The following is a 24,512-nucleotide window of genomic DNA, read 5'->3' as shown; positions in this document are numbered from 1 at the left end:
GGCAATGGCTGGGAACGGGGCCGGCGGGATGTCCCGCCGGCAGGCCCTTACTGGCGGGCGACTTCGCCGTCTTCGGTGGGGGTGACGGCCGCGCCGGGGCGTATGCGCTGCAAACCGTTGACGACGATGCGTTCGCCGGCGTTCAGGCCTTTTTCCACGATGCGCTTGCCTTCGACCTTCGCGCCGAGTTCGATCTGGCGATAGGAGGCGACATTGTCCGTGCCGACCACCAGAACGAATTTCTTGTCCTGATCGGTGCCGATGGCGCGTTCGCTGACGGCCAGCCGGTCTTCCGCCTTCGGTTCGCCCAGGCGGATGCGCACGAACTGGCCGGGAATGAGCCGCCCTTCCGGATTGGCGAAGACGGCGCGCAGGCGGACCGTGCCGCTGGTCCTGTCCACCTCGTTGTCCACGAACTGGAGGCTGCCGCGCACCGGAACCTTGCCGTCGCCGAGCACGGTGATCTCGACCGGCACCTGCTCGATGGCCGGCATGCCTTCTTTCGCGGGCAGGGCCTCCAGCATGCGGGCGGCCATGTCTTCCGATACGTTGAAGCTCGCATAGACCGGATCGACGGAAACCAGCGTCATCAGCACGGGAGAGGCCGCGCCGGCGGCGATCAGGTTGCCGGGCGTGATTTCGAGTTTGCCGGCCCGGCCCGCGATCGGCGCGCGGATTTCGGTATAGCCGAGATCGAGTTTTGCAATGCGCAGCGTCGCCTCGGCGGAGCGCAATGCGGCATCGGCCTGCGCCCTTGCGCTTTCGCGCTGGGAAAACTCGCTGCGCGAAATCGTGTTGCCGGTCGAAAGCACCTTGCCGCGTTCAAGCTCGATATCCGCGAGATCGAGACGCGCCCGCGCCGCCGTCACCTGTGCATCGGCCTGCGCCACCGCCGCCTCGAAGGGGGCGGGGTCGACGGAAATCAGCGGATCGCCGGTCTTCACCAGACCGCCTTCGCGGAAATGGACGGAGCGGATCTCGCCGGCGACGCGCGAGCGGATCTCCACCCGGTCGACAGCCTCCAGACGGCCGGAAAACTCCTGCCAGGTGGTGATGTTTTCCGGCCGCAGCGTCGCGACGGTGACGGGAACGGCGGGCGGTGCCGCCGCTTCCTCCGTCGCGGCGCGCGCGTCGGAGGGGAGGTCGAAGTGGACGGCCACGCCAACGGAGGACAAAAGGATGGCGGTGCCGGTGCCCCACAGGGCCCAGCGGTTTCTTCTGGCGGTCATGTTTTTCTCTCCTTGGGCTCCTCGCGGGAAAAGGAGCCGTCAGTTGGTTCTAAACGTCATGCGGTCAATGCTTCAAAGTATCGACGAAGGACGAGAATGCGTCTGCCACGGCGTCGAGCCACGGCCCTTCTTCATTTCTGTAAAGGCCCGTCCAGCCGGAGCCGGCGGGCAGCACCTGCCGCCGCACGGCGACACCGGCGGCGGCGAGGCGGTCGGCATAACCCAGCGTCTCGTCGCGCAGCGGATCGTCATCCGCCGTCATGACCAGCGCCGGGGCCACCCTTGCCAGCCGCGTGCATTGGCACGGGGCCGCATAGGGGTGGAACAGGCCGCAGGCGGCGCGCAGGTAGCGGCTCCACCCGTCCGACCAGCGGCGCAGCATGCCGATCTCGTCGGCCCGGCGGATCGACCCGGAGACCATCAGCGGATCGAGCATCGGCGACAGCAAAATCTGCCCGCGCAGCTCGCCCGGCATCTGGTCGCGCGCCTTGAGCGCCACGCCCGCCGCGATGTTGCCGCCGGCCTCCTCGCCGGCGATCAGCAGCGGCGATTTCGTGCCGCCGAACGTCTTGCGGCAGGCGTTGAGGCTCGCCAGAAGCCCGAAGGTCCGTTCCAGCGCCTCCGGAAAGATGTTCGACGAAGCGCCGGTGCAATCGGCCTCCATCACGAAGGCGCCGCATTCGGCAAGCCGCCGCGCCACGGGCGTTTCCGTCTCTGGCCGCTCGGCGCGCTGGAAAGCGCCGCCGCCGAGATAGAGCACCACCGGTGCCGTCCTGGCGTGGGCGCCGCCATCGTAGATCCGTACGAAAGCCGGCTCCGTCGCCGCCGGTCCGATCCGCATCTCCTGCCACTCAGCTTTCATGGAACGCTCGCCCGTTGCCGGAACCCACTTGCCGCCCCGTTGCTTTCCATATTATTGTTCCGTCGAGATATGAGAAGCATGAAAATTTGGGCAACACTATTCCAAAATCAGGAACAATGTTGCGGTGCACAAGGAGCGGCACGTTCATGGATCAGCTTTCGGCAATGCGGGTTTTCGTGCGTGTGGTGGAACTGGGCAATTTCACCCGGGCGGCGGCGGCGCTGAACATGCCGAAGACGACCGTGACCAATATGGTCCGGTCGCTGGAGACGCATCTGAGAACCCGGCTGCTCAACCGCACGACCCGCCGCGTGATGGTGACGACGGACGGGGCGCTCTACTACGAGCGCGCCACGCAGATCCTCGCCGAACTGGACGAACTCGACGGCAGCCTCTCGCTCGCACAGGCGCAGCCCAGCGGCCGGCTGCGGGTGGAAATGGCAGGCGCCTTCGCCGACACGATCGTGCTGCCCGGCATTTGCGACTTCCATGCCCGTTACCCGCAGATCCAGCTCGATATCGGCATCGGCGACCGACTGGTGGATTACATCGCCGAGAACGTCGACTGCGCGCTGCGCGGCGGCACGCCCGCGGACCAGTCGCTGGTGGCCCGCAAGGTCGGCGAATTGAAGCTTCGCTGCTATGCGGCGCCGTTCTATCTGGAGAATTTCGGCACGCCAACGCATCCGCAGGAGCTTGCGACGACACATCATTGCGTCGGCTATCTCAATGCGCCGACAGGCCGCGTCTGGCAGATGGACTTCCGGCGCGGCGACGAGTTTCACGAGATCGACCCGCGCTATGTGATCTCGGTCAACGATCACCGAACCTATGTGAATGCCGGCCTGGCCGGCATCGGCGTCATCCAGTCGGTGCCCTTCTTCATTGGCGAGGCGCTGGCGAAGGGCGAACTCGTGCCGGTGCTGACGGATTGGGAATGCGAGAGCATACCGCTCTATATCGTCTATCCGGGCACGCGGCACGTTTCCAACAAGGTCCGCGTCTTCGTCGACTGGATCGCGAAACGGCTCCAGCAGATCGATGCGCCTGCCGGCGCTGTCGCGACGGGCCAGCCCCTTTGCCTGTCCTGAAGACAGGCCGGGTCCTCGCGCTCTATGCGATGGCGGTGATTTCCAGTTCCCGGTCGCCGAGGCTGACGACATCGCCGACCGCCTTGCCCATGAGAGCCCTCGCCACCGGCGAAACGTAGGAGATCGTGCCGGCTTTCGGGTCGGCTTCGTCCTCTCCCACGATGCGGTAGGTCTGCACCGGCCCGTCGTCGCGGCTGAAGCTGACCGTGCTGCCGAAGGCGACAACGTCGCGGGACGCCGGAGCGGGCATGAGCTGAGCCGTGCGCACCCGTTCCGCAAAATAGCGCAGGTCGCGCAAGGGGGCTGCCGTCTGCCGCCGGCGCTCGTTTATGTCCTCGATCGTGGCAGCGGCCTCGCAGGCCTCGCGCGCCTGCTTCAACTGCCATTGCAGCGCCTTCAATCCCTCTTCCGTCACGAGGTTCGGATGCGGCGAAACCGGTCGGTCGGGCAGCAGCGTTTCTGATGCCGTTTCGGCACTTTCTTCCTTGGTGAAGGCGACGCTCATCCCGAACTCCCTTTCTTCGTCTCGCGGGCTGGCCGCAGGGATCTGTCGAACAGCCCGATTTTTCGGGTGTCGTCAACCTGTGGCGGCGATGGCGCGCGGCTCATCCCGGCCGGCGGAACACACAGCCTGATTGACTACGGACCCTAACGCCTGCCGTCCTTGCCGATCCATCCCCGTCGCCAGAACGACCATACCAGTCCGCCCGCAATCGTCATCATGAAGAGCAGGACGGCCGGGTAGCCGTAACGCCAGCCCAGTTCCGGCATGTTCCACGGGCTGACTTCCGGATCGAAGTTCATGCCGTAGACGCCGACGATGAAGGACAGCGGGATGAAGATCGTGGAGATGATCGTCAGCACCTTCATCACCTCGTTCATCCGGTTGCTGACGCTGGACAGATGGATGTCGATCAGGCCGGAGGCGATTTCGCGATAGGTTTCGATCATGTCGATGAGCTGGATCGTGTGGTCATAGCAGTCCCGCAGATAGACCCGGGTCTGGGCGCGGAAGAACGGCGATTCGTCGCGCACCAGCGCATTCAGCATCTCGCGCTGGGGCCAGACGGCACGCCGCGCCGTCAGGAGATTGCGTTTCAGGTCGTGAATGCGGCCGATCTGGCTGATTTCGGGCTGTTCGACGACCTGGTTCTCGAGGTCCTCGACCTGTTCGCCATAGACTTCCAGCAGGGGAAAGAAGACGTCTGTCGCGGCGTCGATCAGCGCATAGGCGAGATAATCCGCCCCGCGGGCGCGAAACTGGCCGTCGGCCGCGCGCAGTCGCCGCCGGACGGGATCGAAGGCATCTCCGGGCTGTTCCTGGAAGGTGACGACGAAATCGCGGCCGAGGCATATGGCCACCTGCTCCGTTTCCAGTTTTGCGCCGGCTGTGTCGCCATTGCCGTCGACCGGGTGGCCGACAGGCATCCGCGCTATGATGAGAAGATGTTCCTCGTAGATATCGACCTTCGGCCGCTGGTGAGCGTCGACAATATCTTCCAGCGCCAGCGGATGCAGCCCGAAGGCCCGGCCGATCTTCTGGACCGTGCCTGTGTCGCTGACGCCATCCACGTTGATCCAGCGGACCGTCTGGCCATCCGCCAGGGCAGGCACGTCATCGGCGGAGGCGACGTCCGTTTCCGTCAGGCCGCCGGGGCCGAAGGCGATGCACTGGATTTTCGGATGAGGCGCGTCAGGGTTCTCAATCAGCGTGCCGGGCGGTGCGCCCGGCGGCGTCAACCGCCGTCGCCGTCGCAGGGCCTGCAAGCGGCGCGTCGGCCGGTTCTGGTCTTTCATTCGTCTCGCACCTCTCGGATTCGCAGGGCATGGCCGGAAGATTATATACATGCTCGCGCCGGTTCGCTCCCGCTAAAGAGCAGGGTCGGCGTGGCGATACGACCTTCCCGCCGTCTCGCCCGTAACACGGTCCGGTTTGCCGGGCGGCAGGCAGGGCTGCGGGCCGCCCGGGCAGGGGGGGTGGAACGGGAAGTGGCCGGATTTCACGGCGTTACGGCCGGGCCGAGAGGCTTGCTCATGATCACGCTGCGATAGTTGGTGTGGCTCCATCGCACATGCTCGATCAACCTGTAGCCGCACCGCCCGTACCATTGAACGAGATGCGTGGCGGGCTCAGCCGTGTCGAGCGCGATCTCCCGGGCTCCGGTTTGGCGCGCGCGTCCTTCCACGAAATCCAGCAGACGCCTGCCCAGACCCTGCGCTTGCAGGCCCGGATCGACGGCGAACTGGCCGAGGCTTGCGATTTCCGGTCGATCCAGCCAGGGAGAGCCGGCCGTGCGTGCCGCTTCCTTGAAAACGATCGTGCCGACGAGACGTCCCTCCGCCACGGCCACATAGCATTCGCCCTGATCGATCCGCTCCAGCGTTACGGTCTCGGACTGGTGCGTCGCCATGTAGCGCAGGCCCATCGCCGCCAGCCGCGCATAGGCCCGGTGAAGGAGGTCCGTCAGTTCCGTAATGGAGTCCGATGCTGCCAGACGTCTCAACTCGACGGTCTTGCCTGTGGAAATCGAGGGCGCGGGACTGGTCATCTGGTCGTCGTTCCTTGTCGCTGGGCCGGGTCGGCGCTGGGGCGTGAATGGGCCGGAGCGTAAGACAAAACCGCCATCGGGCAGAAGAAAAACTTTTCAATACGCCGCATTGGTATAATATTTCGGTATGCGGCATCCGACCCTTCGCCAGCTTCGCACCTTTCTTGCTATCGTCGAGACGGCCAGCGTTTCACTGGCCGCCCGGGCGGTCGGGCTGACGCAGCCGGCGGCAAGCCAGCAACTGCGCGAGCTTGAGCGCGTTCTGGACGTCAGGCTGTTCGACCGTGCGGCGGGCCGGTTCATCCTGACCCCTGCCGGCCGATCGCTTCTGGAGCCGGCGCAGCGGGCGCTGGCGGCGGCCGACGACGCGGTGGCCAGCATGCTGGAGCATCGGTCGGGCGAGACCGGCCGGGTGCGGGTCGGGACCGGAGCGACGGCGTGCATATACATCCTGCCGGGCGTGCTTCACGGATCGAAGCAGGCCATGCCCGGGCTGAATATTTCGGTTTCCATCGGGAATACCGCCGATCTTTTGCAGCGCCTCGAAGCGGGCGATCTCGATATCGCGCTGGTGACGATGCCGCGATCGGTCGGGCCGTCGCTCAGCGCCACTCACCTTGCATTCGATCCGCTGGTCGCCCTTCTTCCCGAAGCGGCACGCAGCCATCGCCGCGCCATCGCGCCGGAAGAACTGGGAACTCTCCCCCTTATCCTCTACGAGACCGGCGGCCAGAGCCGCGCCATCACGGACGGCTGGTTCCAGAGGGCGGGCGTCGAGCCCAAACCCATCATGGAACTGGGCAGCGTGGAAGCCATCAAGGTCCTGGTCGCCGCCGGCCTGGGAAGCACGGTGCTGCCCGGATCGGCGTTGGGCGTCACGCCTGCCGGCACCGTCGTCGTGGAATTACAGCCGCCCGTCGACCGAGAACTCGGTTATGTCATGCGCCGTGAAAAAATCCGCGATCGTGGATTGCGCATATTCATTTCCGAACTGGAGCGTGCGGCTCCCCGTATCGGGGAAGCGTTCGATCTCGTCCGATCGGCTCCGGCCGCAAACGGCATCGTTCTTGCATGAGGACAATCGACCGGAACTGCGCATAACGATCCAGAAGGGGAACCGCATGACCGAGACTGCCGCACCCGAAGCCCCCGCGCTTCTTTCCGTCAGGAACCTGACCGTCAGCCTGCCGCCCAACATGGACCGTCCCTATGCGGCGGAAGATATTTCCTTCGATCTGAAGGCGGGGGAAATCCTCTGCATCATCGGCGAGTCCGGCTCGGGCAAGTCGGTGACGGCCAATGCCGTCATGGGGCTGCTTTCCCCTGCCCTGAAGGTTTCGGGCGGCAGCATCCGCTTCGACGGAACGGACCTTCTGGCCGCCGACAGGGAAAAGCTGCGCTCGCTGCGCGGCCGGGCCGTGTCGATGATCTTTCAGGACCCGCTCTCGGCGCTCAATCCGCTGATGACGGTGGGCGACCAGATCGCCGAGGTGATGACGGCCCACGGGATCGGCACGCCGGAGGAGCGCGAGAAGCGCGTGCTGGAACTGATCACCGAGGTCGGCCTGCCGGACCCCTTGCTCATGCGGCACCAGTATCCCTTCCGTCTTTCCGGCGGCCAGCGCCAGCGCGTGATGATCGCGATGGCGCTGGCGCTCGAGCCGCAGGTGCTGATCGCCGACGAGCCGACGACCGCGCTCGATGTCACCACGCAGGCCCAGATCCTGGAACTCGTCGCGAAGATCCAGCGCAAGAAGCAGATGAGCGTGATGTTCATCACTCACGATTTCGGCGTCGTGGCCGAGATCGCCGACCGGGTGATCGTCATGGAGAAAGGGCGTCTGGTGGAGCAGGGGCCGGCGGAAAAGGTGCTCAGGGCGCCGGAACATCCCTATACCAGGCGCCTGATCGCCGCCGTGCCGCGCATGCGCGCCGCCGATCGCGAGAACGAGAGCGACACGCCCGTGGTGCTGGAGGTCCGCAACCTGTGCAAGACCTACCGGCTGGGCGGCGGCTTCTTTTCGAAGGAGCGCGTCGTCAACGCCGTCAACGACGTATCCTTCACCATCGCCCGGGGACGGACGCTCGGCGTGGTCGGGGAGAGCGGCTCGGGCAAATCCTCGCTGGGGCGACTGCTTCTCAAGCTGATGCCGAGCGATTCCGGCGAGATCCTCTTCAATGGCCGCGATATCGCGCCGCTGCCGGAAGACGAGTTCCGTTCCATGCGGCCGTATGTCCAGATGATCTTCCAGGACCCGTTCGCCTCGCTCAATCCGCGCCAGACGATCGGCCGCATCCTGACCGTCGGGCCGGTGGCCCATGCCACACCCATCCACGAGGCGCGGGCCCGGGCCATGCGGCTTTTGGAGCGCGTCGGCCTCGACGCCGGGGCCTATAACCGCTATCCGCACGAATTTTCCGGCGGCCAGCGCCAGCGCATCGGGATCGCCCGCGCCCTGATGTTCGATCCGATGCTGATCGTCGCCGACGAGGCGGTTTCCGCCCTCGACGTGTCGATCCAGGCGCAGATTCTCCAGCTTCTTTCGGAAATCCAGACGGAAATGAAGCTGGCGATGGTGTTCATCACCCACGACCTCAGGGTCGCCAGCCAGATCTGCGACGACGTGGCGGTGATGTACCGGGGCAATATCGTCGAATACGGTCCGCCGTCGCAGATCTTCCGTGCGCCCGAAAGCGATTATACCCGCCAGCTCGTCGCCGCCATTCCCGGCAGCGAGTGGGAGCCGGCGGCCTGACCGGGCCGGCTCCGGCGTGTCCCGGAGGCGGTGTTTTCCGGGGTGCAATCTGCCCGTTTGATGGGCAGTTTTCGGAACGCAAGAAAATGTGGCAGTCCGTTAAAAAAATAGTTGCAAAAGTCCACTAACGGGCGTTGAATACGATTGCAGAAGCAATGAAGTGACGCCTTGCCGCATAGGGCGGGGGCGCATTTGCAGTTCCAACGGTCTGATAATCTTGTGATTTCGGTGATGAATCGGAATGGAGTTAACGCGTGCCTTGACACGCGCATGATGCCCGGCGAGCGGCGTTCGCCGCGGATGGCTTTACGTTCCCGCGAGGTGTGATGGCGGATGAAATGAAGATGCAGCGCAATCCGATGGCCGATATCGGTCTTGATGTGCTGGAGGATACGCTGAGTTTCTACATCCGGTCGATCAACATGGCGATCTCGCGCGATCTCGATGCCAGTCTCGATGGGCTGGAGGTGGCGCGCGGCACCGGCAAGATCACCACGCTGCTTCTGGTGGACCGCCACCCCGGTATCCGGCCCTCGGTGATCGCGACGCTGATCCAGCGGGACCGGTCGGCAATGGTGCGGCTGGTCGACCAGATGGAGGAAAGCGGCCTTCTGACGCGTGAGGTCGCACCCGACGACAATCGTGCCCAGGGGCTTTTCATAACCGGCCGCGGGCGGGCTCTCGCTGCGGAAATCAGGCCGAGGGTGGTCAGGCAGTCGCGGGAGTTCTTTCCCGATATCACGGACGAGGAGCATGCGGTGCTGATCCGGGTTCTGGGGCGCACCTACCGGCGCATCGTTGGCCTTCCACCGGCCGGAAAAAACAAGACGAGCGGAGAACCATGACGGACAGGAAAGTGGTGCTGATTTCGGGTGCGGGCCGGGGCATCGGCGCAAGCGCGGCGAAGGTCTTCGCGCAGCAGGGCTGGAGCGTTTCCCTTGGCATGCGCCGGCCGGCGCTGCCGGAATGGGCGCTGGACGATGTTCATCAGGCCGTCGCCTACGACGCCACGGATGGCCGCAGTGCCGGCGCCTGGGTCGATGAGGCCATGTCCCGGTTCGGCCGGATCGACGCGGTCGTCGCCAATGCCGGCATCATGATCCCGAAGACGGTGATCGAGGCCGACGACGAGGATTTCGACGCCCTGCTGACGGTGAACGTCAAGGCGCCGCGCCAGCTCGTGAAGGCTGCTTGGGAGCCGCTTGCCGCCAGCGGACGGGGCCGGGTCGTCATCGTCGGCTCGCTGTCCGGAAAGCGGGTGAAATCCGCCCGCTCCGGCAGCTATTCCGTTTCCAAGTTCGCCGCCGTCGCACTCGCTCACGCCATCCGCCACGCGGGCTTCGAGCGGGGCATCCGCGCCACCGCCGTCTGCCCCGGTTTCGTCGCGACCGACATGGCGCGCGGCCTCACAGACCGCGGCGACGCGGCGATGACCAGCCCGGACGATCTCGCCCGCATCATCGCCATGCTCGTTTCCCTGCCGAACGAGGCGTCCGTCGCCGAATTCGCCGTCAATTGCCAGCTCGAGGAGTCCTTCTGACATGCCCGGTCCCTATGTCGTTCCCGTCCACGGCGATGCGGAACTGCCGAAACAGGTCGATGTGGTCGTCATCGGCGGCGGCATCATCGGAACGTCCACGGCGCTGGAACTGGCGGAACGGGGCCTGAAGGTGGCGCTGTGCGAGAAAGGCGGCATCGGCCACGAGCAGTCGAGCCGTAACTGGGGCTGGGTGCGCATTTCGCGGCGCGACCCGCGCGAGGTACCGCTGATGGCGGAAGCCCTGCGCATCTGGGCCGATCTCGACCGCCGAACCGGCCGCGACACCGGCTACAAGCGGGCCGGCATCGTCTTCACCTGCGCCGACCAGAAGGAATATGACGATCACGAGCGCTGGAACCGCAATCTCGAAGGCTACCAGCTCGAAACGCGCATGCTCAGCCGTGCCGAGTTCAAGGCGAAATATCCCGATTCCAACATGAATGTCGAAGGCGCGCTCTATACCGCCGCCGACGGCCGCGCCGAGCCGCAGAAGGCTGCTCCGGCGATTGCGGAAGCCGCGCGCGACAAGGGCGCCCATATCCTCACCGAATGCGCGGTGCGCGGCCTTCAGCTTTCCGGCGGCGCGGTGTCCGGCGTCGTCACCGAGCGCGGCGAGATCGCCTGCTCCGCCGTGGTGCTGGCGGGCGGGGCGTGGTCCAGCCTCTTCCTCGGCAATAACGGCCTCGACCTGCCGCAGTTGAAGGTGATGAATTCGGTGCTGCGCACGAAGCCGCTCGAAGGCGGACCGGAGGAGGCGATGTGGTCGAGCGGCTTCGCCATCCGCAAGCGCCAGGACGGCGGCTACACCATCGCCTCCGGCCATGAGAACATCGTCGATATCGTGCCCGCCTCCTTCCGCTACGCCACGAAATTCCTGCCCGCGCTGGTGAAGGAGTGGCGCTCGCTGAAATTCCGCGTCGGAAGCCGCTTCTTCGATGAGGCGCGCATTCCGCGCCGCTGGGCACTCGATGAGGCGAGCCCGTTCGAATATCACCGCGTGCTCGATCCGGTGCCCTCGAAGAAGCTCACCACCGTTGCGCTCGCCAACCTGAAGAAGGCCTTCCCGGTGTTCGAGAAGGCCGAGATCGCGCAGCGCTGGGCGGGCATGATCGACGTGACGCCGGATGCCGTGCCGGTGATCGACGCCGTCGCCGCCATTCCGGGCCTGCACGTCGCCACAGGCTTTTCCGGCCACGGCTTCGGCATCGGCCCGGCGGCAGGCAAGCTGATGGCCGACATCGTCACCGGGCGGGAGCCGGTGGTGGAGCGCACGGCGTTCCGTTTCTCACGCTTTTCCGATGGCTCGAAGATCGAGCTGATCAGCGGCTTCTGAACGGATCGGAGGCCGCTTCCGCACACAGTCAGCAACCAACGATAAAAGGGGTAATAGCCATGCAAGAGAAAATGCCGAAAGTCCTCGAGGGCCGTAGCGCCCTCATGCATCCCACCCGGCGCCAGACGCTGTCGCTGATGCTGGCGGGCGCAGCCGCCGGCCTCGTCATGCCCAGCATGCTCGGGCAGGGAACGGCCCGCGCCGCGCCGCCGGAAACGCCGACCGGCCAGATCATCGTCGGCTTCTCGCAGGAGCCGACCGTCTTCAATCCGCATCTCCTGCATATCGAGGTCGACGACGGCGTCTACTTCTCGCTTTACGATCCGCTGTTCGGCATCAGCCCGGACGGTACCTTCGCCCCGGCGCTGGCCAAGGAGGTTCCGACCGTCGAGAACGGTGGCATTTCGGAGGACGGCCTGACATGGAAGGTGATCCTGCGCGACGACGTGAAGTGGCACGACGGTACGCCGTTCACCGCCGAGGACGTGAAGTTCACGCTGGAACTGCTGGTCGATCCCGATTTCATGAGCTGGCGCAAGACCGGCCATTCGCTGGTGCGTGACATCACCGTGGTCTCGCCGACCGAGATCACCTGGAAGATGGAGGCGCCGTTCGCGCCCTATGCCTCGATCCTCGCCGACACCTTCATCGTGCCGAAGCACGCCTTCGAAGGGGTGGACGACAAGAACAACGCGCCCTTCAACAACGCCCCGATCGGCACGGGCCCGTTCAAGTGGCAGAACCGCGTGGCGGGCGACCATCTCGAACTCGTTGCCAACCCGGATTACTGGGGCGAGGGACCGTATATCGAGCGCGTCATCTACAAGTACATCCCGGACCTGACGGTGCTCTACACCCAGTTCAAGACCGGCGACATCGACGTCATCGGCCTGCAATACATCACGCCGGACCATTACGACGAGGCCAAGGACCTGCCCGGCAAGACGGTTACGGTCGTGCCGACCGCTTCGGTGGAATCCTTCTCCCTCAACTTCGACAAGCCGCAGTTCAAGGATCCCGCCGTGCGTCAGGCGCTCTATGCCGCCATCGACAAGGAAACGATCATCGACGCGCTCTATTACGGCCTGCCCGCGCCGACCGAGTCCTTCGTGCCGCAGCAGTCCTACTACTACAATGCAGACCTGCCTAAGCACGCGTTCAGCATCGAGGAGGCCAACAAGCTGCTCGACGACGCCGGCTGGGCGCCGGGGCCGGACGGCATCCGCGCCAAGGACGGGGTGAAGCTTTCCTTCACCAACTCCACCACGGCGGGCAACCACATCCGCGAGCAGGTGCAGCAATATCTCCAGCAGTCCTTCAAGGAGATCGGCGTCGAGATGACCATCTCCAACCTGCCGCCCGCCGTCATGTGGGGCGATTACTGGATGAAATCGGAGTTCGACTCGGTCGTCGTCGGCATCAACTTCCTGACCGGTGCCGACCCGGACGTGTCCGACCGCTTCAAGTCGACCTCCTCGCCGGCCAAGGGCGGCAACGGCCAGAACACCTGGCTTTACGTCAACGAGGAAGTGGACGGCCTGCTGGACGAGGGCGGCAGGGTCTTCGTGCCCGAGGAACGCAAGCGGATCTACGGCCGCATCCAGGAGATCATCCGCGAGGAACTGCCGCTCCTGCCGCTGTTCCAGTATGCCAATGTGCGCGGCCACAGGGAGGGCGTGCAAGGCATCGATCCGAACATCAACGTGCGTATCGACACCTGGAACGTCAAGGACTGGTACTGGGAGACGTAAGAAGGGCGCGGCTCGGGTTTCTCCCTTGCCGCCAACCCCCTCTGCCCTGCCGGGCATCTCCCCCACAAGGGGGGAGACGTTTCGCGGTGGCCTCTTCCCTCCATCGACCTTTCGAGAGGCGGCGAGGCGGATTTTGGCGAAGCCGGTCCCTCCGGGGTTCTCCCCCGTTGTGGGGGAGATGGCGGCAGCCAGAGGGGCAGCCGGGTGCTTCTTGCGCCTCCCCGCAAACACGAGGCCGCGGCGGACTCGCCGCCCGGCCGTTCCATAACCAACGGAGACCGTCGCCATGCTGCGTTACCTCCTCGGCAGGCTCTGGCAGAGCCTCATCCTGCTCGTGATCGTGTCGATGATCGGCTTTGCCGTGCTGAACCTCACCCCGGGCGGCCCGCTGTCGCAATTCGCGCTGACGCCGGGCATGACCCAGGAGGCGATGGACCGCATCGCCGCGCAGATGGGCCTCGACCGGCCATTGCCGGTGCAATATCTCGACTGGCTGTGGCGTCTCGTGCAGGGCGACTGGGGTCGTTCCTACCGTGACAACCAGCCGGTTCTCACGGTCATCAACCGCCATCTCTTCGCCACCCTGCTGCTGATGGGCACGTCCACGGTGATTTCCATCATCATCGGCACATGGATCGGCATCAAGGGTGCCACGAAACGCTATTCGATCTTCGATTATTCGGCGACCATCGGGGCTATGGTGGCGCTGTCGATCCCGACGTTCTGGTTCGGCCTCGTCGCCATCTATGTCTTCTCGCTGTGGCTGAAATGGCTGCCGGCCGGCAACATGTACACGATCGGCGACGGCTCGATCGGCGATTACGCCATCCACCTGATCATGCCGAGCCTCGTGCTGGCCCTCGTCAACGTCGCCATCTGGAGCCGCTATATGCGCACGGCGACGCTGGAGGTCATCAACCAGGACTTCATCCGCACCGCCAAGGCCAAGGGGCTGACGGAGCGCCGCGTGCTGATGAAGCATGTGGTCGGCAATGCGCTGTTGCCGATGATCACGCTCGCCGGCCTTCAACTCCCGAGCATCCTCGGTGGCGCTCTGGTCACGGAAACGGTGTTCACCTGGCCGGGCATGGGCCGCCTGTTCCTCGACAGTCTCGGCTACAACGACTATCCGGTGGTGATGGGCCTCCTGATGTTTTCCGCCATCCTCGTGCTGGCCGGCAATCTCGTCGCCGACCTGCTCGTCGCCTTCGTCGATCCCCGCATCCGGCTCGGTTGATTCCGGTCAACAAGGAGAAGCCCATGTCCGCTGTCGTTTCCCTCGGTCCCGAAGCCAAGAGCCGCTGGTGGCAGAACCGCACGCTGAGGCGTTTCGCCCGCCATCGCCTCGCCATCGTTGGCGTCGTCATGATCACGGTGCTGACCTTCGCCTGCGTCGTCGGGCCGTATCTCCTGCCTTATGACGAGCTTTACATCGACCTTCGCGCCCGCTTCGCCCCGCCGATGACCGGCGCGCACATCTTCGGCACCGATCCGCTCGGGCGCGACATCGCCGCCCGGCTGTTCATGGCGGGTCGCATCTCGCTGCTGGTCGGCTTCTTCGCCATGCTGATCTCTACCGTCATCGGCACGGTGATCGGCGTTACCGCCGGTTATTACGGCGGGCGGATCGGCGCGGCGCTGATGCGCTTCGTCGATGCCTTCCTGTCGTTTCCGTCGATCTTCCTGCTTCTGGCGCTCGCCGCCTTCATCAAGCCCAGCCCGTTCATGATCACCGTCATCATCGCGGTGACGAGCTGGATGGAGATCGCCCGCATCGTCGAGGCCGAGGTACGCTCGCTGCGCGAGCGCGATTTCGTCATGGCGGCGCGCATGCTGGGCCTCAGGAACAGCCACATCATGTTCCGCGAGCTTCTGCCCAACGTCATCGGCCCGATCATCGTCGCGGCGACGCTGACAGTCGCCCGCGCCATCCTGCTCGAAGCCTATGTCAGCTTCCTCGGCTACGGCATCCAGCCGCCGCTGCCGAGCTGGGGCAACATGCTGAACGGCGCGCAGCAATATCTCGACCGCGCGCCGTGGCTCGCCATCGTGCCGGGGGTGGCGATCACGCTTGCCGTCACCAGCTTCAACTTCATCGGTGACGGGTTGCGCGACGCGCTCGACGCCCGTAGCGACCTGAACTGAGGCGGTGGCGATGACCCGCTTTTCGCCCTTCGACACCTCGCTGTGGTACGCGACCGCCGCTCCCGCGCCGGAGACGCCGGCGCTGGAAGGCGAGGTAAAGGCCGATGTCTGCGTGGTCGGCGGCGGCTATACCGGGCTGACCACGGCGCTGGAGCTTGCCCGTGCCGGGGTGAAGGTGGTGCTTCTCGAAGCGCAGGAAACCGGCTTCGGGGGTTCCGGCCGCAATGCCGGGCACTGCACTCCGACATTTACCCATTACAGCCTGCCCGAATTGCGCACCATGCTGGGAGAGCCGTGGGCAGAACGGCTGATCGAACGCCAGACGCGGGCGAACGACCGCGTTTCGAAAATGATCCGCGATTACCAGATCGACTGCGAATGGGTGCAGAACGGCTATGTCATGGCCGCCCACAATCCGAAGGCGCTTTCGAAGCTTCAGGCCAAGGTCGACACTTATAACGCCGCTGGCGCCCGAACGCGGCTCCTGTCGAAACAGGAAGCCGAGGAAATGACCGGCAGCCCGCGCTTCTTCGGCGGCTGGTTCCATGCCGAAGGCGGGCATCTCAATCCGCTCGGCTACGCGCGCGGGCTGACGCGGGCGGTGATCTCCGAGGGCGGGCAGGTCTTCACGCGCTCCCCGGTCACGGCTTGCGAGCGCCATGCCGGCGGCGGCTGGTCGGTGAAGACGCCGAAAGGTACGGTGATCGCCGACAAGGTGATCTTTTCGACCGGCGCCTATACGGTCGGCGGATGGCCGAAGCTCGACCGGACCTTCAGGATCATGCGTGTCTTCGTCGCTGCCACGCAGCCGCTTTCAGACGAGGAGCGTCGCTCGGTTCTGCCGCAGAACACCACGATCCACGACGGGCGCGGCGACATTTACGTCTACAAATACAATCGCGAGGGCCGCATCGTCGCCTCGATGTTCCCGATGGGTCGCCGCGGCAGCGACATGGACTACACACGGCAGGTGATGACCGACCGGCTGAAATGGCTGCACCCGCAGATCAAAACGGATATCCGCTGGGAGTATTTCTGGTTCGGCGAACTCGACATGCAATACCGCACGGTGCCGCGCTTCTATGATCTGGCACCCGGTGTCGTGGCGCTCACCGGGCTTTCCGGGCGCGGCGTGCCGACCGGCTCGATGCTGGGCTCGATCCTGTCGGAATGGGCGCTCGGCGTGCCGGAAAACGAACTGGCGCTGAAGCTCGAACCGCTGTCGGCCGCACCCTTCACCATGAGCTTCGGCCCGGCGCTGACGCTGCGCTATTACCGGGTGCGCGACTACATTGCGACGAAACTTTCGGGCGTGCCGTTGCCGCCACACGCCTGACCAACGGTCAGACGTCGACCTTGAAGCCGAGGTCGATGTCGCTGGCGGGCAGGCCGCGCAGCCCCCAGTTTTCCGGGGCGGTCTCCACCAGCACCGTCTTGATGTCCGATGCCGGCACCCCGAAGGCGCTGAGTTCCTCGGCCAGGGCGGCATAGAGCCTGCGCTTGGCGTCGAGCGAACGGCCGGAAAACAGCGTGATCTCGATGACGAGATAGGACGGGCCCTTGCCGGGCGGGACGATCATGGCATCGGCGTCATATTCCGCCAGACGGATGCAGCGGTCGTGTTCCGGTATCTTCAGGCCGGCGAGAAGGGCGCGCTGCACCGCCTCGATGATGTCGAGGCGGCGGTCGCCGATCCAGCCCCGGCGGGTTTCGATGCGGGTTGCGGGCATCTTTCTCTCCTGCGTCGGATTTCACACGGCGTCATGGCCGAGGCCCGAGACTGGCGGATCGCGGCGGCCGGCGCAATGCGGCGGCCGTGCGCATCAAGAAAATCCATCGGTTCCATGCACGGCCTTCATGGTTCGCTTGCGGCGCGGCGAGGCGGCGGCGATTTCTCTCCTCATGATCGAGCCGGCTATCTGGCGGCCAGCGGCCGGGAGACGACGGTTCGAAGCCGTTTGCCGAACCTGAAGAAACTGTGCTGAAGAAAGGTTCGCCCCGGGCTGACAAGATCGAGCATTCTGCGCGTTTCGGCGCTGCCGAGCGCTCCGAGCGCTTCCCGGTCGGTATCGTGCGGCGCCTTGGAGAAGATGACGCCGGTGCCGGCGATCACCTTCACCGGGTGCAGTCCGGCCTCGGCCGCGGCCAGGCAGAGGTTGTAGTGGTTGAAGCCGACCAGATGGGCGAAATGAAACGCGCCGAACGCCTTCCTCGTATAGGACGCCACCATGTCGGGCACTTCGATATAGAACAGCCCATCCGGCTTGAGCCAGCCGGCGGCCTTGCGGATGGCGGCGACCGGATCGGCAAGATGCTCCAGCACATGGAACGCGCTGATCATGTCGAACGGCTCGGAATATTCCATCTTCTGCCATGTCGCTATGGATATGCGGTCTCCGTGCAGGCCGCGGGCATAGCCGCCGTAATCCTCGCCGGGCTCGAAGCCGTGCGCATCGAATCCTGCATCGAGCATGGCCGAGACGAATTCGCCCGAGCCGGCGCCGAAATCGAGCGTGCGCGCGCCGGCCGGCAAGAGGCCGAGGACATGTGCGCTGCGCGTGTCTGCTTCCTTCCTGCGCTTGCGGCGGCGACGTTCGTTCGGGCCGGAAACGGACCATTGATAGTCGAAGCGATAGTAGTCGCGGTAGTAGCGCTCCAGTTCCGCGCTCGTCGGCATCGGATTGGTGTAGAAGAGGCCGCAGCCGCGGCAGGCCATCGTCTTCAGCCGTTTCAGCCGCCGGTCGAGGCCGGACACGGGCGTGGCGTCTGCGCTGCGGCAGACCGGACACGTGCAAACCTCGCCCCGGTAGGGGTAGCGGGTCAGCGGCAACATGTTCTGTACGATTGGAAGAAACAGGTTCAATTGCAATGCGGGCCTCAATCATCTCGCCATGACAAGGCGACGAGATAGGCCCCCGGGAAGGGCATTGAAACGGACCCGGGACCATTGCGCCGGCGGGACGGACCTTGATCCGACGGACCTTGCCCGACCGGTCCCCGGACCGCTTTGTTCCATTGTTCTTGCGCGTTTCCGGGCGCGAAATCCGCAACGCAGAATGCACCAGTTTAACAGGTCCTGCTCCTAGTTCGCTTTCAGAAGAAGCGCTGCTTCCGTCCGGTTGCGCACGTTCAGCTTGTGCAGGATGCGGGTCATGTGGTGCTTGACCGTCTTTTCCTGCAAGGCCGCCTGCCGGGCGATTTCCTTGTTGGACAAGCCGGCTGCGACCAGATCGAGTATTTCCGTCTCCCGCGGGGTGAGCTGAGACAGCAGGGCTTCCCGGTTCGCCGTGGCTTTGACATCGACGCCGGTCGCCGTTCCTTCGCCCACGCGCAACTGGGACAGCACGCGGGCCGCGAGGCCGGGAGAGACGTATCCCTCGCCATTCGCGACATTGCGGATGACGTCGATGAGCACCTTGCCGCCGACCCCCTTGAGCAGATAGCCCTGCGCGCCCGTTTGCAGCGCCTGGCGGACATCCTCCCCGTCCTCCGAGGCGGTCAGGACGATCACTCTGGTCGCCGGATTTCTCGCCAGGATGTCGACAAGCGCGGCGAGGCCGCCGCCCGGCATGGACAGATCGAGAAGAAGCACATCGGGGTTGTGACGCTCCACGAGGTCGACCGCTTCCTGCGCGGTCGCGCCTTCGCCGCAGATCACGAAATTCTCGGCTTCGCTCAGGGTCAGCGAAAGCCCCTTGCGAAAGATGGGATGGTCATCGACGATCACGATCCGTGTCACGGTTCATCGTCCTCCGATTGCTGCGGCACCCACATTGCGACCCGCGTGCCCGTGCCCTTGCGAGAGAGAATGTCAAGCCGCCCTTTCAGGCTGGCCACCCGTTCCCGCATGCCGGCCAGACCTAGGCCGGTCGCGGGGGCCTGCATGTCGAAGCCTCTGCCGGAATCCTCGACGACGATCTCCACGCCGCCTTCGCCCGATGCAATCCTGACAACCGGCGAGACGTCGCCGGCATGCTTGGCGACATTATTCAGCGCTTCCTGTATGAAACGGTAAACGCCGACCTTCGCGGTTGTCGAAAGTTCGGGCAATCCCTCTTCCACATCGAGTTCGACCGCCTTTTCCGTGCGGCTCTCATGCACGGTGGCCAGTCTTGCCGCGATTGTTGCCAGCGACCAGTTTTCGAGTTCGGGCAGCGACAGGCCCAGGCATATCTGGCGTATCTCCTTCACCGCCTCATCCACCGCCAGCCGGACCGATTCCAGCGCCTGTCCGTCTCCGGTCCTGGCGCTGTCGAGCCTCAACGCGGCGAAGGCGAGGTGCTGTGTGGGGCCGTCATGCAGTTCGGACGAGATCCGCCGCAGGACCCGCTCGTTGATGGCGCTGATCCGCCTGTTGGCCTGATCCAGACGGCGCGTCAGCGTCTCGTTCTGCGAAAGGAGGCGGGAAAGCTCATCGAGCCTTGCGCCGAGCGCGGCGCGCTGCGTTTTGATCGTCGTATCCGCCCGCGAGATCAACAGGTAGAACGCCGAGAGCATGAGCAGCGTGACGCCGCCGACGACGAGCCAGGTTTGCCGGCGGGCTTCGAACAGGTTGGCTTGCAGGTTCTCCGCCACCGCATAGAATTCGGCAACGGCCACCACTTCGCCCGTCGCCGACGAACGAACGGGACTGTAGATTTCGAGGAGCGGGCCCCGCTGGCTGTTGTCCGAAACGTTTTCCTCGCTGTCGAGCCTGTCGAACTCCGCGTGCAGCCGGCCACCGATCGCCGCAGACAATCCTTCAGTCAGCTCGAATGTCCGGCCCACGAGAGCCCGGTCGCTGCTGTAGAGAATTTCGCCTTTCGGGCTCCAGAGCTTGAAGACGGCGATCTCGCGGCTGAGGGCGCCCTGGGTGAGAATGAAATCGAGGGCCTCGCTCGTGCGTTCGTCCACGCCGCCCTGTTCGAGACCCTGCGTGACCGGCGCGACGATGCCGTCGACATAGAGCGCCGTCATCGCGGCGGCGTTATCCGTGACGCCTTCCTCGATTTCCAGTGTCACCCAGAACCCGATCGCCGCCATGCCCAGCGTAAGAACGGTGGCCGACATGGCCAGAAATTGCTTGAGAAGGCTGAACCGCGTGATGCCGGCCGTCTCCGCTGTGATCTGTTCCGTTGGCGTCATGAATGTTTCTGTTGTGAGAGATACGAACTTGAGACATACGCCGCCAGGTCACGTCCGGCAAATGCCCGGGCATGACAGGCACGGGAAATGCCACAGAAATATGGCTTGCGCATTCGCCATCACGGCTTTCGATGCCGCCGCCCGGGTTTACCGGACACGCGGCACCCATTTGAGGATGTGCTCGCCGACCGTGACGAGTTCGCCGCGCTGGTTGACGACCTCGATCTTTGCGCGCGTGCGCAGCCGCTCGTGGTCGACTTCCGCGACCGTGTAGGTCACGGTGATCGTGTCACCGAGGAATACCGGGCCGAGCATGCGGATGCGGTCGTAGCCGAGCGAGACGGGCGTCGAGTCGATGCCCTTGGCCAGGCTGCGTTCGATCAGCATCGTCGAGGTGGTCGACATGAAGCCGATGATCAGCGCGCCATGCGCGATCCGCCTGCCGTATTTCGAGGTGCGCATGAACTCCTCGTCGACGTGGTTGCCGCTGAGGTCGCCGGTGATGCCGGCAAAGAGATAGACGTCGCTTTCCGAAACGGTTTTCGAGAAGCGGACCTGATCGGAGATTTCAACATTCATATAGGTCATCGGGTTCTTCCAGTTGGCTATGAGGGTCGATTGCTGGGAGCGGGCGCCACGGCGCCGGCCTCGACGAGGGCGTCGATTTCCGACTGGTCGAAGCCGAGCGAGGCGAGGATCTCCTCGCCGTGCTCGCCGATCTCGGGCGGCATGCGGCGAAGGTCCGGCACGGCGCCGTCATATTTCAGCGGATGGTTGACGATGGTGGCCTCGCCGCCGCGCACCGGGATCGTGCTGAAGATGCCGTTATGGATGGCCTGCGGATCGACCAGAAGGTCGTCGTAGTCGTTCACCCGCTCGTACCAGACGCCGGCGATCTCGAAGGCTTCCGAAAGCGCGGAAAAACGCCACGTCAGGAGGATATTGGCGAGTGTCGAGGCGATGAGGTCGCGTTCGGCATAGGCGTCCTTGCCGGCAAGGGCGCGCAGCGGGTCGCTGTCGAGCGCTTCGGCGATCTTCCCGATCGCGTTCAGCGAGATGGCGACGAAAGCGTCCTCCAGCTGGTAGACGCCGTAGGGGGCCTCGTGGAACCACGTTCCCAGATGCGGGTCGCGCCGGAAGCGCTCGCGGGTCTGCTTGCCGGAATAGTAGAGGGTCAGCGATTCCGCCTGAAGGTCGATGCCCGCATTGAACAGGCTGCCCTCGATCCGCGTGCCCTTTCCGGTTACGAGCTTCGAGGCGTAGGCGGCCGCGATCCCCATTGCGAGAAGCGCCGCACCGTGCTGGTCGACCGCGGCGCAGCCCGTCACCGTCGGGGTTGCGCCGCTTGCGCCGATCAGCCCCGCGCGGGCCTGGATCAGAAGGTCCTGGCCCGGCCTGTCCTTCAGCGGGCCGTCGGCGCCGAAGCCTGTCGCCGAAGCGTAGATGATGTCCGGCTTGATCCGGCGCACGGCGTCGTAGCCGAGTTGCAGCCGATCCATGACGCCCGGGCGGTAGTTCTCGACGATCACGTCCGCGCTTTCGATGAGACGGTGCAGCACGGCCGCGCAATCGGGGTGCTTGATATCCAGCGCGATGCTTCGCTTGTTGCGGTTGGCGCACAGGAAGAAGACGCTGACATCCTCGATGAAGGTCGAGGCGCCCGCCCAGTGCCGTTCGAAGGCGCCGTTGCGCGGCTCCACCTTGATGACGTCCGCCCCGAGATCGGCGAGGTACTGGGCAGCGGCGGGGCCTTGCAGATAATGACAGAAGCTCAGGACCCGCATGCCGTCGAGCAGGCGCGGCGCTTGTGGTGGGCTCGATGTCTTAGTCACGTTCGGATGTCCTTTCATTTGACGGCGGAACGATGCCCGGCGTTGTCCGCGGCGGCGAGGCGGCGGATCAGGCTGCAAGCAACTGGCGTGCGATGACGATGCGCTGGATCTGGCTCGTGCCCTCCCAGATCCGGTAGACGCGGCTGTCACGGTAGAGGCGTTCTATGGTGGCGTCCCGGGAGTAGCCGTGGGCGCCGTGAATTTGCAGCGCGTCGTCGACCACCTTGGCGGCGAGTTCGGAGGCGAAGAGCTTGGCCTCCGATACTGCGCGGATCAGGGGGCCGCCGGTGTCGCGCATCCATGCGGCGCGATGCGTCATCAGGCGGCCCGCCTCTATCTGCACCGACATGTCCGCCAGCATGAACCGGATAGCCTGAAGGTCGGCGATCGGCGCTCCGAACGCCTTGCGGTTACGGGCGAAATCCAGCGCCAGGTCGAACGCGGCCTGGGCGATGCCGATCGACTGCGCCGCCATTCCGATCCGGCCGGAATTGAGCGATGCCAGGGCCCGCTTCATGCCTTTTCCGGGCGGCGCGAGCATGCGGCTTTCCGGCACGAAGCAATCCTCGAAGACGAGTTCGCCGGTGGCCAGTCCCCGCACGCCCATGATCCTGCTCGCCGCCCCGCGCCGGAATCCCGGGGTGGACGCCTCGACGAGGAACAGCCCTATTCCGTCCCGGCCCAGACTGCGGTCGGTGGTTGCCACCACGATGGCGAGATCGCAGATGCCGGCGAAGGTGATGAACTGCTTGGCGCCATTGAGCAGGAAGCCGCCGTCGACAGGCTTTGCGAGGGTCCGGATGGCGGCGACGTCGGAACCGGCGTCGGCCTCCGTCTGGGCGATGGCGCAAATGATTTCCCCGCGTCCCATCCGGGGCAGGAACGTCGTACGGTCCTCCGTGCCGGCATTGCTCAGCAGGATGTCGCACATGAGCTTGTTGACCATGTGGGCGTCGGCGACTGCGGCGGAGCCGCGGGCCAGTTCCTCCTGCACGACCGCCCAGGCCAGCGTATTCGTCTCCGCGCCGCCATATTCGGCCGGCAGCGTCATCGCCAGAAGGCCGAGTTCCCCCATCCGGCGGTAGATATCGGCGGGGAACGCGTCGGTTTCGTCGATCGATGCCGCGTCCGGCCGGACCACGCCGGAAACGAACGCGCGCACCGTGTCGCGAATGATCCGTGTCTCTTCATCGAGTTCGAACATGCCAGTGCCCTGTCCTGAAGCGAGGCCGTACGCGCCGGCCGTCATGCGAATGGGGAGAGTGGCCGGTGGGGCGGCAAAGCCGTCGCCACCGGCCCGGTGCCTATTCCTGGCCGATCGCGTCCTGGATGAGCTTCAGGTTTTCCTCGCCCTGCGGCACGCTTGCGAGCAGATTGGGCCAAAGGCCCTTGGCCACCGTCTGGAATTCCGCAAGATCGGGTTCGTTGATCGCCACATTGGCTTCACGCAGCGTGACGAGCGCTTCCTCGTAGGTGCGGTTGTAGGCTTCGAGGGATGCGTCCTTCGCCTGCCTTGCCGCATCGCGGACCAGTTCCTGCTGCTCGGGCGTCATGCGGTCGAAGATCGGCTTCGACATGACGAGCAGCGACGGCATGTAGTGGATCTTGGTCAGGCTGAAATCCTTGATGACCTCGATGAACTTGTCCTGGACGACCTGTTCGGGAGAGGCCTCCGCCCCGTCCACCACGCCGTTCTGCAATGCGACGAACACCTCGCTGTAGGCCATCGGGGTCGCCTGCGCGCCGAGCGCGTCGTAGGTCTGCACGAAGCCCGGCCCTTGCAGGACCCGCAGCTTCAGGCCGCGCATGTCTGCAAGGCTGTTGATCGGCTTGTTGCCGAAGACGCTGCGCTCGAAGACGGAAAAGAAGTTCAGGCCGACGAGGCCCGCATCCGGCAGGAGCGCCAGGAACCGGTCGCCCACCTCGCCCTGGAGGAGACCGTTCGCCTCGTCCACCGAGCTGAAGAGATAGGGTAGCGAGAACACGGCATATTGCGGGATGCTGTTTTCGAGCGGTGGGCCGGCGGTGATGAAGGCGCCGATCGCGCCGGTGCGCGCCGACTGGATCATCCTGACCTCGCCGCCGAGCTGGCTCTGGGGAAAGATCGAGACGGTGATCTCGCCGTTGCTTCCGGCCTCCACCACTTCCTTGAACTTCTCCGAGGCCACCTGATAGTGGCTGTCGAGCGCCAGCGTGTGGCCGAGGGTGATCTCGAGGGCGCTGGACATGGTCGGCAGCGCCGCGAACAGGCTGCCCAATGTGACGATGTTGACGAGTTTCATGTGTATTCCTCCCAGGTT

General features: G+C 65.0%; 23 protein-coding genes. 10 read left to right on the top strand and 13 right to left on the bottom strand.

Translation table 11 applies throughout. The annotated features are described in order from the left end of the window. Nucleotides 1-47 precede the first annotated feature (47 nt). Together NOF55_RS08000 and NOF55_RS07995 are read right to left on the bottom strand one after the other, a co-directional pair. A complete protein-coding gene (locus NOF55_RS08000) occupies nucleotides 48-1,229 on the bottom strand; it encodes an efflux RND transporter periplasmic adaptor subunit (protein WP_306410817.1) in 1,182 nt (393 codons plus the stop codon). Nucleotides 1,230-1,293: 64 nt separating this feature from the next. Further along, nucleotides 1,294-2,091 carry an alpha/beta hydrolase fold domain-containing protein gene (locus NOF55_RS07995; protein WP_306410816.1) on the bottom strand — a complete coding sequence of 266 codons (798 nt, stop codon included), beginning with the start codon at nucleotides 2,089-2,091 and terminating at the stop codon, nucleotides 1,294-1,296. Between the two features lie 146 nt (nucleotides 2,092-2,237). On the opposite strand from NOF55_RS07995, the gene NOF55_RS07990 reads away from it, so the two are divergent. Then, nucleotides 2,238-3,182 (top strand): LysR family transcriptional regulator, encoded by a 945-nt coding sequence (locus NOF55_RS07990; RefSeq protein WP_306410815.1) that lies wholly within the window; start codon nucleotides 2,238-2,240, stop codon nucleotides 3,180-3,182. Nucleotides 3,183-3,204: 22 nt separating this feature from the next. Here NOF55_RS07990 and greA read toward each other — a convergent pair whose 3' ends face one another. The 3 genes from greA to NOF55_RS07975 form a co-directional block, all read right to left on the bottom strand. Further along, a complete protein-coding gene (gene greA, locus NOF55_RS07985; protein ID WP_306410814.1) occupies nucleotides 3,205-3,687 on the bottom strand; it encodes a transcription elongation factor GreA in 483 nt (160 codons plus the stop codon). Nucleotides 3,688-3,830: 143 nt separating this feature from the next. Then, nucleotides 3,831-4,979: a magnesium/cobalt transporter CorA gene (corA, locus tag NOF55_RS07980; RefSeq protein ID WP_306410813.1), complete on the bottom strand. Its 1,149-nt coding sequence runs from the start codon at nucleotides 4,977-4,979 to the stop codon at nucleotides 3,831-3,833. A gap of 203 nt (nucleotides 4,980-5,182) precedes the next feature. Next, on the bottom strand, nucleotides 5,183-5,731 hold the full coding sequence (locus NOF55_RS07975) for a GNAT family N-acetyltransferase (RefSeq protein WP_306410812.1): 549 nt from the start codon (nucleotides 5,729-5,731) through the stop codon (nucleotides 5,183-5,185). A 127-nt stretch (nucleotides 5,732-5,858) separates the two neighbouring features. Between NOF55_RS07975 and NOF55_RS07970 the strand changes: the two genes are divergently transcribed. The 9 genes from NOF55_RS07970 (at nucleotide 5,859) to NOF55_RS07930 (ending at nucleotide 16,592) form a co-directional block, all read left to right on the top strand. Continuing rightward, nucleotides 5,859-6,806, top strand: a complete 948-nt coding sequence (locus tag NOF55_RS07970) for a LysR family transcriptional regulator (RefSeq protein ID WP_306410811.1) — start codon at nucleotides 5,859-5,861, stop codon at nucleotides 6,804-6,806. A 46-nt stretch (nucleotides 6,807-6,852) separates the two neighbouring features. Beyond that, nucleotides 6,853-8,487, top strand: a complete 1,635-nt coding sequence (locus NOF55_RS07965) for an ABC transporter ATP-binding protein (RefSeq protein ID WP_306410810.1) — start codon at nucleotides 6,853-6,855, stop codon at nucleotides 8,485-8,487. A 326-nt stretch (nucleotides 8,488-8,813) separates the two neighbouring features. After that, nucleotides 8,814-9,332: a MarR family winged helix-turn-helix transcriptional regulator gene (locus NOF55_RS07960; RefSeq protein WP_306410809.1), complete on the top strand. Its 519-nt coding sequence runs from the start codon at nucleotides 8,814-8,816 to the stop codon at nucleotides 9,330-9,332. Next, nucleotides 9,329-10,027: an SDR family NAD(P)-dependent oxidoreductase gene (locus tag NOF55_RS07955; protein ID WP_306410808.1), complete on the top strand. Its 699-nt coding sequence runs from the start codon at nucleotides 9,329-9,331 to the stop codon at nucleotides 10,025-10,027. Before NOF55_RS07960 ends, NOF55_RS07955 begins: the two co-directional genes overlap by 4 nt. A 1-nt stretch (nucleotide 10,028) precedes the next feature. Beyond that, nucleotides 10,029-11,360: an NAD(P)/FAD-dependent oxidoreductase gene (locus tag NOF55_RS07950; RefSeq protein WP_306410807.1), complete on the top strand. Its 1,332-nt coding sequence runs from the start codon at nucleotides 10,029-10,031 to the stop codon at nucleotides 11,358-11,360. Between the two features lie 71 nt (nucleotides 11,361-11,431). After that, nucleotides 11,432-13,111: a peptide ABC transporter substrate-binding protein gene (locus NOF55_RS07945; protein ID WP_306410806.1), complete on the top strand. Its 1,680-nt coding sequence runs from the start codon at nucleotides 11,432-11,434 to the stop codon at nucleotides 13,109-13,111. A 286-nt stretch (nucleotides 13,112-13,397) separates the two neighbouring features. Next, a complete protein-coding gene (locus tag NOF55_RS07940) occupies nucleotides 13,398-14,348 on the top strand; it encodes an ABC transporter permease (RefSeq protein WP_306410805.1) in 951 nt (316 codons plus the stop codon). 23 nt (nucleotides 14,349-14,371) lie between these two features. Then, complete coding sequence (locus NOF55_RS07935) at nucleotides 14,372-15,256, top strand: ABC transporter permease (RefSeq protein ID WP_306410804.1); 885 nt, start codon at nucleotides 14,372-14,374, stop codon at nucleotides 15,254-15,256. Nucleotides 15,257-15,266: 10 nt separating this feature from the next. Then, nucleotides 15,267-16,592, top strand: a complete 1,326-nt coding sequence (locus NOF55_RS07930) for an NAD(P)/FAD-dependent oxidoreductase (RefSeq protein WP_306410803.1) — start codon at nucleotides 15,267-15,269, stop codon at nucleotides 16,590-16,592. Between the two features lie 7 nt (nucleotides 16,593-16,599). Here NOF55_RS07930 and NOF55_RS07925 read toward each other — a convergent pair whose 3' ends face one another. The 8 genes from NOF55_RS07925 to NOF55_RS07890 form a co-directional block, all read right to left on the bottom strand. Continuing rightward, nucleotides 16,600-16,986, bottom strand: coding sequence for a tautomerase family protein (locus NOF55_RS07925; protein ID WP_306410802.1), 387 nt, complete (start codon nucleotides 16,984-16,986; stop codon nucleotides 16,600-16,602). A 185-nt stretch (nucleotides 16,987-17,171) separates the two neighbouring features. Further along, nucleotides 17,172-18,089 (bottom strand): class I SAM-dependent methyltransferase, encoded by a 918-nt coding sequence (locus NOF55_RS07920; RefSeq protein WP_306410801.1) that lies wholly within the window; start codon nucleotides 18,087-18,089, stop codon nucleotides 17,172-17,174. Nucleotides 18,090-18,338: 249 nt separating this feature from the next. Continuing rightward, a complete protein-coding gene (locus tag NOF55_RS07915; RefSeq protein ID WP_306410800.1) occupies nucleotides 18,339-18,995 on the bottom strand; it encodes a response regulator in 657 nt (218 codons plus the stop codon). Then, the gene (locus tag NOF55_RS07910; RefSeq protein WP_306410799.1) at nucleotides 18,992-20,380 is read right to left on the bottom strand and encodes a sensor histidine kinase; all 1,389 of its coding nucleotides are present in this window, start codon (nucleotides 20,378-20,380) and stop codon (nucleotides 18,992-18,994) included. Before NOF55_RS07910 ends, NOF55_RS07915 begins: the two co-directional genes overlap by 4 nt. A 147-nt stretch (nucleotides 20,381-20,527) precedes the next feature. Continuing rightward, entirely contained in the window at nucleotides 20,528-20,968 is a 441-nt protein-coding gene (locus NOF55_RS07905) for a MaoC family dehydratase (protein WP_306410798.1), read from the bottom strand. 17 nt (nucleotides 20,969-20,985) lie between these two features. Beyond that, complete coding sequence (locus NOF55_RS07900; RefSeq protein ID WP_306410797.1) at nucleotides 20,986-22,212, bottom strand: CaiB/BaiF CoA transferase family protein; 1,227 nt, start codon at nucleotides 22,210-22,212, stop codon at nucleotides 20,986-20,988. Between the two features lie 67 nt (nucleotides 22,213-22,279). Further along, complete coding sequence (locus NOF55_RS07895) at nucleotides 22,280-23,416, bottom strand: acyl-CoA dehydrogenase family protein (RefSeq protein WP_306410796.1); 1,137 nt, start codon at nucleotides 23,414-23,416, stop codon at nucleotides 22,280-22,282. A 100-nt stretch (nucleotides 23,417-23,516) separates the two neighbouring features. Continuing rightward, entirely contained in the window at nucleotides 23,517-24,494 is a 978-nt protein-coding gene (locus NOF55_RS07890) for a TRAP transporter substrate-binding protein (protein ID WP_306410795.1), read from the bottom strand. Nucleotides 24,495-24,512 lie beyond the last annotated feature (18 nt).

Origin of the sequence: Ectorhizobium quercum, from assembly GCF_026552795.1 — a bacterium.
Classification (GTDB): Bacteria; Pseudomonadota; Alphaproteobacteria; order Rhizobiales; family Rhizobiaceae; genus Ectorhizobium; species Ectorhizobium quercum.
The sequence above is the reverse complement of the archived record's forward strand: the minus strand, read 5'-3'. Positions and strand labels throughout refer to the sequence as shown.

Excerpts from the sequence above, each read along its gene's own strand:
- NOF55_RS08000 (WP_306410817.1), bottom strand. The coding sequence starts at position 1,229 with ATGACCGCCAGAAGAAACCGCTGGGCCCTGTGGGGCACCGGCACCGCC.
- NOF55_RS07995 (WP_306410816.1), bottom strand. The coding sequence starts at position 2,091 with ATGAAAGCTGAGTGGCAGGAGATGCGGATCGGACCGGCGGCGACGGAG.
- NOF55_RS07990 (WP_306410815.1), top strand. The coding sequence starts at position 2,238 with ATGGATCAGCTTTCGGCAATGCGGGTTTTCGTGCGTGTGGTGGAACTG.
- greA (WP_306410814.1), bottom strand. The coding sequence starts at position 3,687 with ATGAGCGTCGCCTTCACCAAGGAAGAAAGTGCCGAAACGGCATCAGAA.
- corA (WP_306410813.1), bottom strand. The coding sequence starts at position 4,979 with ATGAAAGACCAGAACCGGCCGACGCGCCGCTTGCAGGCCCTGCGACGG.
- NOF55_RS07975 (WP_306410812.1), bottom strand. The coding sequence starts at position 5,731 with ATGACCAGTCCCGCGCCCTCGATTTCCACAGGCAAGACCGTCGAGTTG.
- NOF55_RS07970 (WP_306410811.1), top strand. The coding sequence starts at position 5,859 with ATGCGGCATCCGACCCTTCGCCAGCTTCGCACCTTTCTTGCTATCGTC.
- NOF55_RS07965 (WP_306410810.1), top strand. The coding sequence starts at position 6,853 with ATGACCGAGACTGCCGCACCCGAAGCCCCCGCGCTTCTTTCCGTCAGG.
- NOF55_RS07960 (WP_306410809.1), top strand. The coding sequence starts at position 8,814 with ATGGCGGATGAAATGAAGATGCAGCGCAATCCGATGGCCGATATCGGT.
- NOF55_RS07955 (WP_306410808.1), top strand. The coding sequence starts at position 9,329 with ATGACGGACAGGAAAGTGGTGCTGATTTCGGGTGCGGGCCGGGGCATC.
- NOF55_RS07950 (WP_306410807.1), top strand. The coding sequence starts at position 10,029 with ATGCCCGGTCCCTATGTCGTTCCCGTCCACGGCGATGCGGAACTGCCG.
- NOF55_RS07945 (WP_306410806.1), top strand. The coding sequence starts at position 11,432 with ATGCCGAAAGTCCTCGAGGGCCGTAGCGCCCTCATGCATCCCACCCGG.
- NOF55_RS07940 (WP_306410805.1), top strand. The coding sequence starts at position 13,398 with ATGCTGCGTTACCTCCTCGGCAGGCTCTGGCAGAGCCTCATCCTGCTC.
- NOF55_RS07935 (WP_306410804.1), top strand. The coding sequence starts at position 14,372 with ATGTCCGCTGTCGTTTCCCTCGGTCCCGAAGCCAAGAGCCGCTGGTGG.
- NOF55_RS07930 (WP_306410803.1), top strand. The coding sequence starts at position 15,267 with ATGACCCGCTTTTCGCCCTTCGACACCTCGCTGTGGTACGCGACCGCC.
- NOF55_RS07925 (WP_306410802.1), bottom strand. The coding sequence starts at position 16,986 with ATGCCCGCAACCCGCATCGAAACCCGCCGGGGCTGGATCGGCGACCGC.
- NOF55_RS07920 (WP_306410801.1), bottom strand. The coding sequence starts at position 18,089 with ATGTTGCCGCTGACCCGCTACCCCTACCGGGGCGAGGTTTGCACGTGT.
- NOF55_RS07910 (WP_306410799.1), bottom strand. The coding sequence starts at position 20,380 with ATGACGCCAACGGAACAGATCACAGCGGAGACGGCCGGCATCACGCGG.
- NOF55_RS07905 (WP_306410798.1), bottom strand. The coding sequence starts at position 20,968 with ATGACCTATATGAATGTTGAAATCTCCGATCAGGTCCGCTTCTCGAAA.
- NOF55_RS07895 (WP_306410796.1), bottom strand. The coding sequence starts at position 23,416 with ATGTTCGAACTCGATGAAGAGACACGGATCATTCGCGACACGGTGCGC.
- NOF55_RS07890 (WP_306410795.1), bottom strand. The coding sequence starts at position 24,494 with ATGAAACTCGTCAACATCGTCACATTGGGCAGCCTGTTCGCGGCGCTG.